Below are 16196 nucleotides of genomic sequence, written 5' to 3'. Positions count from 1 at the left end.
ACTCGGGTGGCTACCGGCGTCGGCCTATGCGCTGAGCGCGGATGCGCTATCCAGACGAGTGAGTCAGGCGGGTGGCCTGGCCGGTGATAGGGCCGGTGATACGGCCAGCGCCTCGGCCGGCGACTCACTACCGACCGCCTCGGCCACCACCACCGACTTCATCGCCAAGTTTCTCAACGGGACCGGCGCGCTGACCGACTCCGTGATCCGCGAATACGCGGCCAACGGACGCATCGGGGTGGGAATATTTCCCACGTCGCTGCTGCATGTGGCGGCACCGGGGCAGGCCAAGCTGACCGTCGAGGCGACCACCGGCGACGCGCAAATTGATTTTCGCTCGTCGGGCGCGGGCGGCAGATCGTGGCTGTTCCAGACCGGCGATACCAGTTCAGGGCTGAACGGGTTGTGGCGATTGATTGACTCGACGGCGGGCCAGACGCGCTTCGTGATCGACGCGACGGGCAAGGCGGGCTTCGGCGTGGCGACGCCATTGTCGGCGCTGCACGTGGCCGCGCCGGGCCAGGCGGCGCTGCGTGTGGAGGCTACCAGCGGCGACGCGCAAATCAACTTTGCGGCTACCGGCGCGGGCGGGCGCACCTGGCTGTTCCAGACCGGCGATACCGCGTCGGGATTGAACGGGCTGTGGCGATTGATTGACTCGACGGCGGGTCAGACGCGCTTCGTGATCGACGCGACGGGCAAGGCTGGTTTCGGCGTGGCGACGCCATTGTCGGCGCTGCACGTGGCCGCGCCGGGCCAGGCGGCGCTGCGTGTGGAAGCCACCAGCGGGGACGCGCAAATCAACTTTGCGGCCACCGGCGCAGGCGGGCGGAGTTGGCTATTCCAAACCGGCGACACCGCGTCAACGCTGAACGGACGTTGGCGGCTGATTGACTCGACAGCGGGGCAGGAGCGGATAACCATCGACACGGCGGGTAACATGGGCATCGGCACGGCGGCGCCGACGGTGAGGCTGGAGGTGGCGGGCGACGCGCGGGCCAGCGGCGACGTGATCGGCGGCACGCGGCTGTGCATCGCGGCGGAATGCCGCAGCGCCTGGCCCGCGGGCGGTGGCGTAACCAGTGTGGCGGCCGGCACGGGACTCACCGCCTCACCCAGCCCCATCATCGCCACCGGCACGCTGAGCTTTGATCAAACTTATGGCGATGGCCATTACGCGCGGCTCGGCGCAGCCAATACCTTCACGGCCAACCAGACGATCAATGCCGATCTGATCGTGGACACCAACACCCTGGTGGTGGATTCGGTTAATAATCGCGTGGGCCTCGGCATTGCGCCGTCGACGGCGGCACGGCTGGAGGTGGCGGGTGATATGAGGATCTCCGGGCTGGCGACGAACGGGGCTATCTTTGCCGATGGCAGCAAGCAAACCATCGCCATGCCTACGCTGACCAGAGTTCGCGGGATCAATTATCTGGTGGGCTGCGACACCTGCTCGGCGCTGCTCGATAGCGACGACCAGAACGATTTTTACATCAACGTGGTCGGCGGTCCCATGACGCTGCTCTCTGTAACCTGCTTCTCCGACACCGCCGTTACCCCACCCACCATCAATATCAATCGTGATGACGGAACGCCTGGCGCGATTCTGGCCGCGCCCCTCGCCTGCCCTCTGGCAGGGTCCGCGCCGACCAGTATCGTGGTTGGCGAACAATCGCTCGCGGATACATTTCGCCTGGACTTCAATGTCGTCGCCGCCGGCGGCGTAGCCAAGCGCATCACGGTAGCCATCAAGGCCCAAGTGGACTATTAAAGTCCCAGGCAAATTGCGGGCAGACAGTCCGGTGAGGGCCGCCGTGCACAAATTCACACTGATCGTTATGTTCCTGATGGGCTTCGCCGCGCACGCCGCCGCGCAGGGCGTGGCCTTCACGTCCACCAGCCTGCCCCGCTTAATGCGGCTGGTAGGACAGACGGAGGCGGCTGGCGAAGAAGTGCTGATCGCCATCAACGTTGGCACGATTCTGGCAGGCTCGTTTATCGATATAACGTACTCGGCAGAAGTCACCAACAACTCGACCGTTTCGACCAACAACATCTCGCTGGCCAATAACATTTCATGTTTTGGCCCGAGTGGCGGTACCGCCTGCCCCACTTCAGCCTCGCTGGTTGGCGGCCAAGCTGTGCGCATGTTGTTCGCTTCGTCCAAATCGTTCGTGAGTGACGATCAGATCAATATTTCCCGCGTGCGCGTGAATGCCAGTACCGCCGCGGGAGTGGGCAGCGTTACGGCAACGTTTAGCGCAGCCAGTCCCAATCCAGTCAATAATCCGATCACCGTCACCGATCCGGTGCGGCAGGTGGGCGTGCCGATTCCGGCCATCTCCGTCAACTTCAACCACAGCACCGCGACGCCCAATCCGGTTACGCTCTTCCAAACATGCGCATTCCCCAACGATGCGGCGAATGACTTCTTCATCCGGGTGAATGAATTGTACCCCGGCGCGCTGACCACGATGTCACAGGAGACTGTTTTCTCGCCGAACCTGGCTCCGATCAATGGAATCCAGATTACGATTGCGATTTTGAATGTTCCCGCTGGCCTGACGCTGGCCTATACTGGCACGCAACTCACCACTGGCTTGCTCACGGCGGGAGCGGCTCTCCCCGCCGCCAGCGTGGATCAGACGGTGGGCGGCTCGCCTATAGTTTTCATCTTTAATATCAGCGCGAGTGACACCTCGCAGGTGGAGCGCACCACCTTCAACTTCTCGCTCAAGCCCACGACGATGAGCACTACCAACCCCCTGCCCATCGCCAATGTCGGCGCCCCGGTGAACGTGCAGGGCACGGTGCAGATTACGCCGATCACCAGCACCGACTCGACCATCGTCCGCTTCGTGGCGAATCAGATTGGACCGACCACGCTGGCCACCATCAGTGATGTATGTCCCCCGCCGCGCGTGCAGCCCAGCCGGATCATCAGCGAATAGCGCCGGCAGGATGCCGGCGCTGGGAAGTGTGTCAGTTGGAAATGACCCAGACAATTAACCAGACAATTAGAACGACAGGTAACAGGAGTTCATCCTGCGCACATTCGAAGGCACCGTTTTGAGCCCCGCCATGGCGGGCAGATAGTAGCCCCGGGCGCAAGCCCGGGGTTGCCTAGCACAAGACCCAACCAGCCCCGGCAGGGGCGTAAGAATGTTTGAGGTTCTTGCGCCCCTGCCGGGGCTCGATTGATTTCAGGCGGTCATCATCTTTCAAACTGAGGCACTACCCGGCGCTGCGGCAGTGCCCGCCCCTCGCTCCCGTCGTGCTACAATATTCTTCTTGCCAGATGGTGTTTAGGAGGCCTTGGTAGCCGTAGGCCTTGCTGCGCAACCAAGAAGTCCACGGCGAGAATTGCGCTCACCGTGGCTACCTATGCGGAAGAGCTTGGCGGCAATTATAAAAATGGGTCCGGAGGAGTTTGAATTATGGCCGAAGTAAAAGCTAAGACAGCCGACCGTGCGAAAAAATCGCAAGCGATGCAGGAGATTCCCTGCCAGAAGTGCGGCAAGCCGACGCGCATCGTCAAGCGCGTAAAGAATCGCGAGATGGGCGTTGCTGGCGGCATGTATCATTCCTGCACGGTGTGCGACTTCGCGGTAAAGAAATAGTCGTCCACGGGCCTGCACGGTACGCGACGTCGCTGTGAAGAAGTAACCGCGCTGCACTCGTTCGACAGCGGTTCCGCGACGGCATTCCGACGGTGGCGCGGTGTCGCCTCATCATCGTTACACTTCCCCCTCATTGGTTGTCTTATGGACGTGTTCCAACTCACGCGCGCGCTCATCGACATCCCTTCCGTCACGCTGGAGGAGCAGGCTGTCGCCGAGTATCTTGCGGCGCATCTGCGCACGATGGGGGCTGCCGTTGAGTTGGACGAAGCCGAGCCGAGCCGCCCCAATGTGTATGCCGCGTGGGGCGCGCCGGACGTGGTCCTGAGCACGCACATTGACACCGTGCCACCTTTCTTCGCTTCGCGCGAGGATGACGTGAACATATACGGACGCGGGTCGTGCGATGCCAAGGGCATTGTGGCGGCGCAGGTGGAAGCGGCGCGCCGCCTGCGGAACGAAGGTATCGGAGATTTCGCGCTGCTGTTCCTCGTCGGCGAAGAGCGCAACAGCGCGGGCGCGGCGCACGCGAACAAGCGGCCACGCGGGTCGCGCTACATCATCAACGGCGAGCCGACCGAGAATCGCCTGGCGCTCGGCACCAAGGGTGTGCTGCGTGTGGGGATCGAAGCTCGCGGGCGCATGGCGCACTCGGCGTATCCCGAACTGGGCGAGTCGGCCACCGAGAAGCTGCTCGACGCACTCGAGCGTGTCCGCCGTTTGCCGTTGCCGACCGACCCTGTGCTCGGCGCGACGACGGTGAACATTGGCCTGCTGAGTGGCGGCGTGGCTCCCAACGTGATACCCAGCTCGGCGCGAGCTGAGCTGATGTACCGCATCGTCGCGCCGGGCGACACGCTGCTCGCGCAAGTCACCGAAGCCGCCGGCACGCTGGCGGAGGTTCGCAGAGTACTGGAGATTCCCCCGGTAAAGCTGGGGACGATTGACGGCCTCGCCGATGGAATGTCCACATCCGGGGTGGGTACGGCGGCCGAGGGAGTGATTGTCAAGTTCTCCACCGACATTCCCTGCCTCACCAACTGGGGCCAACCGTTTTTGCTGGGGCCGGGCTCGATTCACGTGGCGCACACCGACAACGAGCACATCCCCAAGGCGCAACTCGCCGAGGCCGTGGACATCTATATGAAGATGGTGAAATTACTAAAATCGAGAAAGGGGTAGGCGCGGCAAACTGCTTAGTTCCACACAGCTCATTTGACTGTCATCCTGAGCGCACCGAAGGACCTGCTTTTTAGAGTGGCACAGTAACAGCATATCCTTCGCTGCGCTCAGGATGACATTGTTAGTGGAGCGGGGCAAAGTAACTAAGGAAACAAGCTGGTTGGAGCGCCGCGCTGGGTTGAAGAAGAGAAGTCATGAATCACAATCCTGTAGTGGCCGTCGTGGGAGCCACAGGCGCCGTGGGCGTCGAATTCCTGAAATGTTTTGAGCACCGCAACTTCCCGGTGAAGGAGCTGCGCCTGTTGGCCTCGGCGCGTTCGGCCGGCAAGCAGATGATGTTTCGCGGGCAGCAGCACACCGTCACCGAGTTGAAAGAGGAGAGCTTTAACGGCGTTGACATCGCCTTTTTCAGCGCGGGCGGGAAGATTTCGCGCGAGTTCGGGCCCAAGGCCGTGGCGCGGGGCGCTGTGGTGATCGACAACTCTTCGGCGTTTCGCATGGACCCCAATGTTCCATTAATCATCCCGGAGATCAATCCGGAGACCATCACCACGCATAAAGGAATCATCGCCAATCCCAACTGCTCGACCATCATCGGCATCACGCCGCTGTGGCCCATTCATCAGAAGAACCGCATCAAGCGGCTGATCATCACCACTTATCAGGCGGCCTCGGGCGCTGGAGCGGAGGCGATGAAGGAGCTGCTGGACTCGACGCGCGCGTATCTGGACGGTCAGCCCTTCGAGCAGAAGATCATGCCGCATCCCTACGCCTTCAACCTGTTCAGTCACAATACGGCCATCGACCCTGTCACTGGTTACAACGAGGAAGAGACCAAGGTAATCAAGGAGACGGCGAAGATTTGGAATGACTCACAGGTGCGAGTGAGTGCCACGTGCGTGCGCGTGCCGGTGCTGCGCGCTCACTCCGAGTCACTCATTTTCGAGTGCGAGCGGCCGATCACGCCGGAAGAGGTCACTGAAATACTGAAGACTGCGCCCGGCGTGAAGCTGGTGGACAACGCGAAGGAGAACTACTTCCCCATGCCGCGCGACGCCTCCGGCATCGAGGAGATACTGGTGGGCCGCATTCGCCGCGACACGAGCGACCCCAGCGGCCACTCGATCGCTCTGTTCGTCGCCGGAGACCAGTTGCTGAAGGGCGCGGCGCTGAACGCCGTGCAGATCGGCGAAGAGTTATTGAAAAGAAGTTAGTGGTAGCCACGGCACGATTGTTGTGCCGTGGGCTTTTCACCGGCATAACCCAGCTCATCCCGACGTAAACCGGCGCAAAAACCCACGGCACAAAAATCGTGCCGTGGCTACCCGTGCACCGAGTTACACTTACACCTATGAATATCGCACTGATTGGTTACGGGAAGATGGGGCGCATGATCGAGCAGGCTGCGCTGGCGCGCGGCCACGCGGTCGGCTTCAAGGCCGATATCGCCGGCAATGAGCAGGGGCAGTTGCTAACGCGCGAGAACCTCGCCGGCATCGACGTGGCCATCGACTTCACCATACCCGAGGCCGTGGTCCGCAACGTGGACAAGCTCAGCGCGCTGGGCATCAGCATGGTGGTGGGCACCACCGGCTGGTGGGATCATTTGCCGCAGGTTCGCGCCATGGTGGAAGCGCGCAACACCGGTCTGGTCTATGGGTCGAATTTTTCAATCGGCGTGAACCTGTTCTTCCGCTTGATGGAGCAGGCTGCCGCCATGATGGCCGGCCAGCCGATGTATGACCCGTTCATCCATGAGATACATCACAACCAAAAGCTCGACGCCCCATCCGGCACCGCGCTGCAACTCGAAAAGATTCTGGGAACCCGTTACGGCAAACGGAAAATCTCGGTGGCCAGCAACCGCGCCGGAGCCGTCCCGGGCGAGCATACGGTGGGCTTTGATTCGGAGGCCGACACACTGACCTTCACACATACGGCGCGCAGCCGGGCAGGATTCGCCGCCGGAGCCGTGCACGCCGCCGAGTGGATCGCCACCCACAAGGGCCTGCATGAGTTCGCCGACACGCTGACGGATTAACCCGATCGGGTTGATGTTTTCCGAACAGAGCCGGGATGTTCCATCGCGGCCTGCCGTGGACCGGCATGGAACGGTTGCGCTTGCCGATTATCAGTGACCGTTGAACGTGTCCGCTCCCTCACGGTCGCGGCACTGTGACGGCATCCGGGAAAATACCGTAACCTGCTGATTCCCTTTGTGCATTTTCGTAAACAGGCAGTCCGAAATTGATTTGACTCCCGCCCCTGCGGGGGTGTAGCCTGTTTGTAACTAATTTGGTTTGGCCTAATTGGACGTTGGGCTGGGGTCGATCACTAGAATATAGGCTTGCAACGGGCAGAGCTGCTCCGGGTGTTCTGACTAGTGTTCTGACTACGGTCCTGTTTGGATAATTTTTCTGGAAGACGGACGAGAGCAACAGCTTCGCCCGATTCCGCAGCTAAATAAAGGAGAGCCTCAATGAAGAAGAATTTCGCAGGCAAAGTAGCCGCGTTCGCCGCGTTTGCCCTGTTGCTGTTGGTGGGCAGCGCGATCAACGCAAGGGCGCAGACCACCGGAACCATTCTCGGATCGGTGAAGGATCAGTCCGGCGCGGTGCTGCCCGGCGCGGAAGTTACCGCCAAGCACACGGACACCGGAACCACTCGTGTAGTGCCCGCCAATGAGCGCGGCGAATATCGCATCCCGGCCTTGGCCGTGGGCGCCTACACCGTGGAAGCCAAGATGACCGGCTTCCAGGTGGAAGTCCGCTCCGGCATTACGCTGGTGATCGGACGCGAGGCAGTGATCGACTTCACGCTGAACGTCGGCAACGTGGCCGAGTCGGTTACCATCACGGGCGAGGCTCCGCTGCTGGAGACCACCACGGCGGTGGTGGGCTCGATCGTGGATTCGGCCCAGATGCGCGACATTCCGCTCAATGGCCGCAGCTTCCTCGAGCTGGCCACGCTGGCGCCTGGCGCGGTCTTCGCCGAAGCTGCCGAATCCAGCGCGACCAAAGGCTTCGGCCGCAAGCTGGCCATTGGCGGACAGCGCTATGGCTCCAACAGCTTCCTGCTGGATGGCGCGGACATTAATGACGCCGCGGGCGGCTCCGGCTCCGCCGCCGGCACCATGACCGGCGTGGAGACGGTGCGCGAGTTCCGCATCATCACCAATGCCTATGACGCCGAGTATGGCCGCCACACCGGCGGCGTCATCAGCGCCATCACCAAGTCGGGCACCAACAAAGTGTTCGGCTCGCTGTTCGGATTCGTGCGCAATGACAACATGGACGCCGCCAAGTGGGAAGAAAACGCGCGCGGCGACGGCACCAAGGCCGAGTTCCGGCGCGGGCAGTTCGGCGGTTCGGTGGGCGGCCCGATTGTCACCGACAAGGCTTTCTTCTTCGGCAGCTACGAAGGAACGCGGGAATTGCAGGGAGAGACCTCCGTCTTCACCGTTCCTTCGCTCGCGTTGCGGAATGCCGTTTCAGCCGGCACGCGAAACGTGGTGGCCAATGTCCGGCCCTTCTGGGATGCCTATCCCCTGCCCACTTCGCCGATCATTTCCGCTGCCGGCGTGATTGATCCGGATCGCGGGGACTTCGCCGACAGCGCTCCGACCCTCATCAATCAGAATTACTACGCGACCAAAATCGACAACCGTTTCAATGATAACGATTCGATCTTCTTCCGGTTCACCTTTGACAACGCCGACCGGGACGATCCCAACTTCAACACCAGGGAAACGGCGCTGACCGGCAGCCGCTACTCGACCCTCGAGCAGACCCACATCTTTTCTCCAGCGATCCTCGGGCGGACGCACTTCTCATTCAGCCGCACCAACCTGCGGTTCTTTGATCTGCCCCGCATTGACACCGATATCTTCCCCGAATTCCTGGGCCGCACTCTGGGCAGCGAGCCGGACGTTCCCGGAATCATCGGCGTAACCACCCTGACCGGCTTCGGCGGCGGCTCGACCAACCCCAAGAAGCACGTGCAGAACACCTTCCAGTTCAAGGAAGACATGACTTGGCTGGCCGGAGCGCATGCCTTCAAGTTCGGAGGCCAGTTTGAGCGCTTCCAGTTCAACCAGCGCTCGGACTTCTATCCCGGCGGCAACTTCTCCTTTGGGTCCATCACCGACTTCATGGCCGGCAATGCCCAGACCGCCAACTTCATCCGCCCCGGCTCCAGCAGCATCCGCGGCTGGCGGCAGAACCTGTTTGGCATGTACCTGCATGATGACTGGAAGCTGACCTCCACGCTCACGCTGAATATAGGCGTGCGCTATGAAATTATCTCCGTCCCCACGGAGGCCAATAATAAAGTTGCCACCGTGCGCAACATGCGGCCTGATTTCTTCTACAGCTTCAATGAGTCGCAGATCGACGTGGGCGACCCGCTGTTCACTAATCCGTCGTTGAAGAACTTTGCTCCTCGCGTCGGTCTGGCCTGGTCGCCGTTTGGCTCCACGAAGACTTCCGTGCGCGCCGGCGCCGGAGTGTTCCACGATCAAATCCTGCCCAACGCCTACATCACTTCCGGCGTGCGCATGTCTCCCTACTTCTCCGTTGCCGAAGTGGATATCAACCGGCTGCGGGTGGCGCTGGGTCCGACGGCTCAGTTCGACTTCCCCAACATGTTCCAGACGCAAAATGCGCTGCTCGCGAATAACATTGGAGCCGCTCCGCAGCTCGACGGCTTCCAGTGGGCTCTCGAGCAACCCGCCGTATACAAGTTTAGCCTGGATATCGAGCGGCAGGTGATCGGCAATCTGACCGTGAACGCCGGGTATTCCGGCAGCCGCTCCACGCATTTGATTCGCGGCGCGGTGATGTTGAACACCAATCCGTCGATTGATCCCGGCAACGGCCGGGCGCGCTTTATCAATCTGACCACCACCCGTCTGCTGAATGACAACTTCGGTCGCATGCGCTGGCGCATCACCGACGCGACGTCGGACTATCACGGGTTCCGCCTGAGCGTGAACAAGCGCTTCAGCCAGGGATTCCAGTTCAATAGCTCCTACACCTTCTCGAAATCCACCGACGACACCTCCACTTGGACCGGCTCGACCGATTTCAACGAGTCGGACCGCCGCGGCTTCCTGCTGGACAAGGATCGCGGACTTTCGGCATTCGATGTGCGCCGCAGTTGGACCAACAACTTCATCATGGACCTGCCGGGAAAGGGTATGACCGGACCCGTGGGCAAGGTGTTGGGCGGCTGGGAGATGAGCGGAGTGATTCGCATGAACGATGGGTTCCCCCTCAACGCCAGCGCCACGCAGGCTCGTGTGCGCCCGGCGGGAGCCACGGCGGACACCACCATGCGCTTCGTCGATGGCAGCTCCATCGACCTGATCCCCGGCGGAATCATCAACTCGATCGATGCCCGCAATCCGGATCGCTACTTTGATCCCGCGCAATTCTCTTATCCGGCCACCAATTGCGCGCGCGACATTGTCGGGTCAACCAATCCGAAGTACCAGTGCAACACGAGCCTCCCGCTCGGTGGATATCAGGGCAACGTGGGCCGCAATGCCATGACGGCTCCGGGCTCGGCCACATTGGACATTAACCTGATGAAGGAAACCAACATCCCAGCCTTTGGGGAGGAGGGCGCTTTGGTGTTCCGCACTGAGTTCTTCAACCTCCTGAACCGGCCGAATTATGGCTCGCCAACGACGGTGGTGTATGACCGCAATCTGGTGCAGCGCTCCGATGTGGGCCGCATCGACAGCACGCGCACCAGCGCCCGGCAGATTCAGCTCGCCGTGCGCATCGTTTTCTAACTCGGGGGTTCTAACCACGAGTTCTAACCCGGCGGGGATCGTTGGTCAGGGCCGCAAGGTCCGCGATTAACGATCCCGCCGATTAGAAAACGACAACCAAAACAGAAAAGGCCACCCTGCGATTCTGCTGGGTGGCTTTTTTGTTGTCATTGTGGTCAGAGTGGAAAAAACTGTAAAAGTGTGCACTTTGGCCAGGTTGCTCAGAACGGGCCAGCCTCCCGAAAAACGCACAGTTCAGGATGGCTTTGGGAATTGTCGCGCATCGGTCGAAAGATCATTTACTGAAGAAGCAATTCGCATGGCGACTCCGGTGACTCTTCCAACAATTTCCGCCTCGTCGGGATAGGAATATTGGCTGATCGTACAGCCAGACAGGGGATGCGGAACCACAAACAATTGTTTGCCGTGAAGCTCACACCAGGAACATAAATATTTGTCGTGCAATTCGATAAAGTAGATGGGCCGGTCGAACTCCGTTTTCCATGGTGGCTTTTCAACTCGATTTTGACGATTATCAATCTGGACAAAAGAGCCTAGGCGCAATAGCGGGAAAAGAGTCGTGTCCTTAGTTCCAATATACCCGTAGAGAAATTTTCTGATATCAAGATTTTGAATAACGCCAATTGGCAATTCGCCCCAAATCTCGACCATTCTGGCAATCAAATTGGTTTTCTCAAGACTAAAACCACTATCGAAGCGCACGGGGAATTGAACTGCGCGCTCGTGATCGTAAACCTCCACCTGGGTTATGTGCGTATTCGCGAGCGGATTTGCCGACTGAAGTCGACCGATTCTTTCAAGGTCGATGCCATACATGAATAGCAAGTCCGAAAACTTATGCGGTAAACTATGCTTACCGTAAACAACTTATAAATGCTGGGCGTGGCATTCGAATTTTCGATCTGCGTCAGCCAACCACTGGAGATGACATACTCGCTGTTGCCCTCGGTTTCCGCTATTCGCCGACTGGTTTCTTCTACTTCCCTCATGCTTATTCCAAGCCGATTGCGGAACTCCTTCAGCTTTTCTCCCGCCGACATACTTAAGACCTTCATCTATTTTGGCTCCACGATTCACTCTAAGTGTCGCTTACAGCAAGTTCCCCAGAAGTCAGTTGATTGCGCATTTATAAGTTGCATAATAACCGATGAAAGCCGCAACTCTCCTGCACAAAAACAATACTTGTAGATGAGTATACAAACGATAGTTGCCAAGTGCAAAATATTAGAGTGTACTTGAAGGTGGTTTGTCCTGCAGCACTCCCCTCCTTGCTATAGACACTGCCGAGGATGTGAGGATGTCCGATAAATAGGGGCCATAGCGAACCCGGACAAGACAACTATTGACCTGACCAGGATGGCTTGGATACGACAAAGAGAGATCCTGTGAAGTCCACCCTCAGCCCACGGAAATATTTTCTTGCTTGACGCCCCAATCCTGAGCGCGCTACCTTGATATTTCTTGATGCAAATCTTTGCAATAACAAATCGTCTGGTCTTGGGAGTCCCTAGTGCCATTGATCCAGGAAATTCGCCGGCATCGCAACTTGGCGGAACTGGCCCGCGAGCACGGCTTTCGCCTTACCACGCAGCGACGGCTCATCTTCTCGATTCTCGAATCCGCACCGACCCACATGAATGCCAAGGAGATTCTCGCGCAAGCACGGCGCGTGGACCCCGGCATAGATCAAGTTACGATCTACCGCAATCTTGCGGTTCTCAAGAAGTTGGGCGTGGTCGATGAGCTTGATCTACTGCATCTGCGCGGCGACCAGCACTACTATGAGGCCCGCCAAGACCGCCCGCATTCCCATGTTGCTTGCCTGCAATGCGGCAAGGTAATGGAATTCTCGTCCCCGGCTATGGACACGATGAGCACGGAGATCCGCGATGAATTGGGATTCAGCATCTCGTTCATGCGCGTTGAGATTGGCGGCGCTTGTGCAGAATGCCGTCGTAAGGCACCCCCGACATCGCCCCAGACCAAGGCAAACCAAAATGTGTTACGCAATAAGAAATTGAATTGAACTTGAGATTTCGGATCAATGAATGTAACACCTGGCAACCAAATAAAACTTCATTTGCCGTGGAACAGGCAGCAGCACCAAGAAGACGCTACTGCACGTCCTCGAATTCTCATCCAGCTTGTCAGAGCCAAATTGTGGCCCGCCATGACTGATCTCCGCGAAATTTAAGGGAGGAAATGCGGCTTCCTCAGGGGGAAGGAGCATCAGCCTTGCGCAATCGCATTTCACTCTATCGATTTGGACTACCCCGGTTGCGGCGCAAACAAACCATTCCGTAGCCATCGGCGAAACCGAAATGCAACCGTTTCATGAGGAGCTAAGTGCCCTGCCAGAGCGGGTGAATCACCTGACCGCCCGACTGGATCATGCGCTCGTTGGCAACTCCACCGTGAATGAGCCACACACAGGCCCAAGGATACGTTTGACCTGCCTCGGTCCAGAGCGGCGGATTCCCACCGATACGCGATGACGCTTGCGCCATCTCTGCTTCGCGACTGCTTTCTTGCTCCGAGATCGAGTAGGAAACATTCAGCAAACCGGCGGTTGAGCGCACAGTCAATTTTGAAAACACCAGAACTGACCTGTGCTATACTCTAGCGATGCGGGAGCCACATTCTCAAGCTGGTGTGCGGACTAATTTACTGTCTGTATTGGGATCAAAACGTGCGGTATTGAGTAGACAGTATGTCCAGTATAGACATCATCTTAAGACATCAGTGGCTCATGTTTAGCTAAATAGAAGAAGCGCCGGTGAGCGGGAGTAATTCAGCGGTAGAATGCCAGCTTCCCAAGCTGGACGTCGCGGGTTCGATCCCCGTCTCCCGCTCCATATTTTCATAGACTTACGGATTTCTATGAAAATCCGTGACTCCACAAAGACTCCATTTGGAGCCTTTTTATCAATTTTCTTCGCAAGACTCCTGTATCAAAATCTTCTTCCGGAAAAACAATTTTGGTGGGGAGTAGCGCGAGATAGGTCCACACTACGCCGTCACTCAGGGCAAATCGCGGCAGACACCTCCCTTGAGGGTGATTCTGCTGGGTGCTATTTCGGAAGCGCTGCCAGCAGAACTATTCGCTCGAATGATTATTGTCCGGTGGAAGGAATCATTGTTGGTAAAGGCCGTCGAGAAATCCGCTCTCGTCGAGTTCTTTCATCAAGCTGTCGTCGTAGAAATCTTCCGGCTTGTATTTTCGGGCTTCGTTGCCGTCCCAAAGCTCCAGAGTTTTCTTAATCCCTTCCACGCACGGAAATGGTTTGCGTGGCATTTCCTTTCCAGAAAGATATAGCATTCCCGCAAACTCCCGGTCCTGCATTCCGTGCCACTTTGAAAGAACCTGGAGCACAGCAGCACGGTCTTGATGGAAGATCGAGATCGCTTCCGCGGTAGCCTTCAGGAAACGCCGTGCTGCCTCGCGGTTCCGGGGAATTTTCAGCCACTCCCGTTCCACGCGCACGCTGCTGCCAGCGATGGAAGCGTTCCAGTCGCGCGTGTCGAACAGTGGTTGGTAGCCCGCTTGGCGGGCGGCGGCGTATGGCACCTCGTAAGCTACAAAAGCGTCCACCAACCCTTCGTCCAGCGCGTCATGGCGGAATGCGTTGGACATGACGGAAATATCCCGCTCCCTATTCCAGCCCATCTTCTGCGCCAACAATCGGGAGATGAAATCAGTCATGGCTCCCGGGCCGGAAATCCCCAGGCGCTTGCCCTTTAGCTCCTCCAGACTGCGAATGCCGCGCCGAGCTACGATATGCCAGCGAACCACGCAATCGGTGGTGGCCAGCATGATTCGCAGATGGGCACGAGCGTTGGTCAAGATGGAAGCCATCATGGGGGTACCGCCGTCCACACTAATGTCGGGGGATTCCGGTCGCTCGACCTGCACGTTAACCCCGCCCTTGGCGTCCGGCATCCCCCACTCGTCGTCCACGTTCGGCATCCAAAGTTTCACATCCAGACCATATTTCTTATAGAGACCTCGATCCTCGGCGATCACAAATGGAAGCTTATTGATGGAGCGATTCAGCAGCTCAACTGTAAGCGGAATCACGTCGGGCTGTTGGCCATTTGCCGGACAAGGCACACTGGCCACCATCAGCGCGGCCGCAAAACAAATGCAGAGGATTCGGACCAACAAATTTCGCGGCTGTTTCATTCATGCCATCCCGTCGGGATACATTCTGATCGGAACAAACTCTTTGGCGTTGCGGCGTTTGAAAATATGCACCCACAATTAAACCGGTTCGTTATTTTTTCTGGTAGAGACTATCGATAAATCCGCTCTCGTCCAGTTCCCGGACAAAACGGTCGTCGTAAAAGTCCTCGGGCTTGTGCCGGCGCATGCTGAGCGAGTCGTAAAGCTCCATAGTCTTCTTAATGCCATCGACCGCCGGATAGGGTTTGGTGGGCAGCGTGTCCGCTACAAGATAATTGGCGTTCTGCTTTTCGCGGTCGCTCACGCCATACCACTTGGCCTGTGCGCGGAAGGCTACTTCGCGATTCTGCTTCATCAGCGCAATCGCCTCCACGATCGACTTCACGAAGCGGCGAACCGCCTCAGGATTCTCGCGGACGAATTTCCTGGTGGAGACCAGACCGGAACCGGCAATCGGCACCGGCCCCCATTCTTCGCGCAAATCAGCCAACGGTAAGATGCCCTTGGATTTGAACTCAACCGTGGCCATGCCGGGGCTGATGAAGGCATCCACCTGATCCTTTTCCAGATTGTCCACAGAGATTGCCTCGGACATGGGGATAATGTCCTTGACTGGGTCCCAACCCATGCGGCGACACAATTCCAGAATGATGAAGTGGGTCATGGCGCCCACGCCGGAATAGCCGATGCGCTTCCCCTTCAAATCTTCCATTCGCTTGATCTCCGGCTTGGCCACCACCCACCAATGGACGATATGGTCGAGGCTGCCGATGATGACGCGGTCTAGCGAATCTACGTTGGTGGCAACACTATGCACCAGCGGCGTGCCTCCTCCGATGCCCACATTGGCCTGGTCCGTGCGAACATACTGCTTAGGGACGATGATGCCATTGCCCTCTGCGATCTCCGCCGCGCCCGTGGTCACCCACATGTCCACATCGAGCCCGTTGCGCTTGAAGATGCCCTCCTCGAGCGCGACCACGCCGATGATCTTGGTGATATCCACGTCGCCGAGCGAGACCTTAAGACGAATGGGTTGCGCTGCTCCCGCCGCGCCAGGCACGGTCTGCGCCGCCAGTTGAACCGCGCCAGAAGTCAGCAGAAGTGTGATCAGACCCAGAGCCAGACGCGTGTGGAGGTAGATTCCGCCGATGGGTTTCATAAGACTCCTCCTCGAAAAGGACGCTCGCCAAAATATACGGCAGAACGGTGAATCCGTTTCGAGTACATTACAGGTAGCCGAGTACGAGTACATGTTACGCCGTATGGTCAAAATAGTCGAACATGTTGAATTCTGTGCAGTTCTGCGATCGATTCTGCGGATGGCAAAGACGAGTTGGTTGGGGTTGCTGGGCTACGCATCCGGGTTAGTTAACCAGGAATTGTTGCTGAAGAATGAGTTTCTGCTGGC

The 16196-nt window shown here is 58.4% G+C and carries 11 protein-coding genes and 1 tRNA gene; 8 read left to right on the top strand and 4 right to left on the bottom strand.

Translation table 11 applies throughout. The features are described 5' to 3' along the window. The first annotated feature begins 1817 nt into the window (after nucleotides 1–1817). From EXQ56_13450 to EXQ56_13425, 6 genes are all read left to right on the top strand, one after another. Entirely contained in the window at nucleotides 1818–2954 is a 1137-nt protein-coding gene (locus EXQ56_13450) for a hypothetical protein (GenBank protein MSO21433.1), read from the top strand. 486 nt (nucleotides 2955–3440) lie between these two features. Continuing rightward, nucleotides 3441–3623: a hypothetical protein gene (locus tag EXQ56_13445; protein ID MSO21432.1), complete on the top strand. Its 183-nt coding sequence runs from the start codon at nucleotides 3441–3443 to the stop codon at nucleotides 3621–3623. Nucleotides 3624–3767: 144 nt separating this feature from the next. After that, nucleotides 3768–4805, top strand: a complete 1038-nt coding sequence (locus tag EXQ56_13440) for a M20/M25/M40 family metallo-hydrolase (GenBank protein MSO21431.1) — start codon at nucleotides 3768–3770, stop codon at nucleotides 4803–4805. Nucleotides 4806–4999: 194 nt separating this feature from the next. Next, entirely contained in the window at nucleotides 5000–6019 is a 1020-nt protein-coding gene (locus tag EXQ56_13435; GenBank protein MSO21430.1) for an aspartate-semialdehyde dehydrogenase, read from the top strand. A 137-nt stretch (nucleotides 6020–6156) separates the two neighbouring features. Further along, on the top strand, nucleotides 6157–6846 hold the full coding sequence (locus EXQ56_13430; GenBank protein MSO21429.1) for a dihydrodipicolinate reductase: 690 nt from the start codon (nucleotides 6157–6159) through the stop codon (nucleotides 6844–6846). A 438-nt stretch (nucleotides 6847–7284) separates the two neighbouring features. Then, nucleotides 7285–10602, top strand: a complete 3318-nt coding sequence (locus EXQ56_13425; protein MSO21428.1) for a TonB-dependent receptor — start codon at nucleotides 7285–7287, stop codon at nucleotides 10600–10602. Between the two features lie 234 nt (nucleotides 10603–10836). Here EXQ56_13425 and EXQ56_13420 read toward each other — a convergent pair whose 3' ends face one another. Continuing rightward, nucleotides 10837–11418, bottom strand: coding sequence for a hypothetical protein (locus EXQ56_13420; GenBank protein MSO21427.1), 582 nt, complete (start codon nucleotides 11416–11418; stop codon nucleotides 10837–10839). 670 nt (nucleotides 11419–12088) lie between these two features. Between EXQ56_13420 and EXQ56_13415 the strand changes: the two genes are divergently transcribed. Beyond that, on the top strand, nucleotides 12089–12628 hold the full coding sequence (locus tag EXQ56_13415; protein ID MSO21426.1) for a transcriptional repressor: 540 nt from the start codon (nucleotides 12089–12091) through the stop codon (nucleotides 12626–12628). 316 nt (nucleotides 12629–12944) lie between these two features. Here EXQ56_13415 and EXQ56_13410 read toward each other — a convergent pair whose 3' ends face one another. Continuing rightward, a complete protein-coding gene (locus EXQ56_13410; protein MSO21425.1) occupies nucleotides 12945–13187 on the bottom strand; it encodes a hypothetical protein in 243 nt (80 codons plus the stop codon). Between the two features lie 195 nt (nucleotides 13188–13382). On the opposite strand from EXQ56_13410, the gene EXQ56_13405 reads away from it, so the two are divergent. After that, nucleotides 13383–13457, top strand: a tRNA-Gly gene (locus EXQ56_13405). A 278-nt stretch (nucleotides 13458–13735) separates the two neighbouring features. Here EXQ56_13405 and EXQ56_13400 read toward each other — a convergent pair. Further along, nucleotides 13736–14785, bottom strand: a complete 1050-nt coding sequence (locus EXQ56_13400; protein ID MSO21424.1) for an ABC transporter substrate-binding protein — start codon at nucleotides 14783–14785, stop codon at nucleotides 13736–13738. A 91-nt stretch (nucleotides 14786–14876) separates the two neighbouring features. Further along, nucleotides 14877–16040: an ABC transporter substrate-binding protein gene (locus tag EXQ56_13395; GenBank protein MSO21423.1), complete on the bottom strand. Its 1164-nt coding sequence runs from the start codon at nucleotides 16038–16040 to the stop codon at nucleotides 14877–14879. Nucleotides 16041–16196 lie beyond the last annotated feature (156 nt).

Source organism: Acidobacteriota bacterium, from assembly GCA_009691245.1.
Lineage (GTDB): Bacteria > Acidobacteriota > Terriglobia > 2-12-FULL-54-10 > 2-12-FULL-54-10 > SHUM01.
The sequence above is the reverse complement of the archived record's forward strand: the minus strand, read 5'-3'. Positions and strand labels throughout refer to the sequence as shown.